Annotated in this window: 2 protein-coding genes; one reads left to right on the forward strand and one right to left on the reverse strand. The window is 71.7% G+C overall.

The genetic code is table 11. The features are described from left to right. Positions 1 to 186: hypothetical protein (locus tag G5C65_RS38800; protein ID WP_206442705.1), on the reverse strand; the 186-nt coding region annotated here is incomplete at its 3' end. Between the two features lie 38 nt (positions 187 to 224). Between G5C65_RS38800 and G5C65_RS37215 the strand changes: the two genes are divergently transcribed. Next, a partial coding sequence (locus G5C65_RS37215) for an arginine deiminase (protein ID WP_165303453.1) occupies positions 225 to 1433 on the forward strand: 1209 nt, incomplete at its 3' end.

Below are 1433 nucleotides of genomic sequence, written 5' to 3' on the forward strand. Positions count from 1 at the left end.
GCTGGTGGGCGGGTGCTGCCGGGTCGGCCCCCGGGAGATCGCGGAGCTGTGCGGGGTGCTGGAGCGGGCGTGAGCCGCCTCCTTGCGGGTCCCCGCCGGTCCGGTCCTGCCCCGGCCCGTGCTTCGCGGGCCGCGGGTTCGTCGGAGCCGGGCGCGCAGCTCCCCGCGCCCCTTCGGGGCGCTCACGGTCGGCCCGCACCACTGTGAGGTGCAAGGATGAGGCCATGGGATTCCATGTCGATTCCGAGACCGGACCGCTGCGCCGCGTCATCCTGCACCGGCCCGGCCTGGAGCTGAAGCGGCTCACGCCCACCAACAAGGACGATCTCCTGTTCGACGACGTGCTCTGGGTGCGCCGGGCTCGTCAGGAGCACGACGCGTTCGCCGACACCCTGCGCGAACTCGACGTCGAGGTGCACCTGTTCGGGGATCTGCTGACCGAGGTCCTCGATGTCCCCGCGGCCCGCGCGCTCGTCCTGGACCGCGTCTTCGACGAGAAGGAGTACGGCCCGCTGGCCACCGACCATCTGCGGGCCGCCTTCGACCAGTTGCCGACGCCGGAGCTGGCCGAGGCCCTGGTCGGCGGGATGACCAAGCGGGAGTTCCTGGAGGGCCACGCCGAGCCCGCCTCCGTGCGGTTCCATGTGATGGAACGGGACGGCTTCCTGCTCGCTCCGCTCCCGAACCACATCTTCACCCGCGACACCTCCGCCTGGGTGTACGACGGGGTGAGCATCAACGCCATGCGCTGGCCGGCCCGGCAGCGCGAGACGGTGCACTTCGAGGCGATCTACCGGCACCACCCGCTGTTCACCGGCGAGCGCGCGGGCGGCGGCTTCCCGCTGTGGTCCGAGGGGCAGTCGGCGTATCCGTCCACCATCGAGGGCGGCGACGTGCTGGTGATCGGGAACGGCGCGGTGCTGGTGGGGATGAGCGAGCGCACCACCCCGCAGGCGGTGGAGATGCTGGCGCGGGGCCTGTTCACGGAGGGCTCGGCCCGGACCATCGTCGCGCTCGACATGCCGAAGGGGCGCGCGTTCATGCATCTGGACACCGTGATGACCATGGTGGACGGCGACACGTTCACCCAGTACGAGGGCCTGGGCATGCTGCGTTCGTACACCATCGAGCCGGGCAGCACACCCGGTGAGCTGAAGGTCACCGACCACGCCCCCGACCATATGCACCGCGCCATCGCCGCCGCGCTCGGGCTGGACTCGATCCGGGTGCTGACCCCGCAGCAGGACGTGCGGGCCGCCGAGCGCGAGCAGTGGGACGACGGCTGCAATGTGCTGGCCGTCCGGCCGGGCGTGGTGGTGGCCTACGACCGGAACGCGACGACCAACACCCATCTGCGCAAGCAGGGCATCGAGGTGCTGGAGATCCCCGGCAGCGAGCTGGGGCGGGGCCGGGGCGGGCCGCGCTGTATGAGC

Source organism: Streptomyces boncukensis (assembly GCF_011045075.1).
GTDB classification, from domain to species: domain Bacteria; phylum Actinomycetota; class Actinomycetes; order Streptomycetales; family Streptomycetaceae; genus Streptomyces; species Streptomyces boncukensis.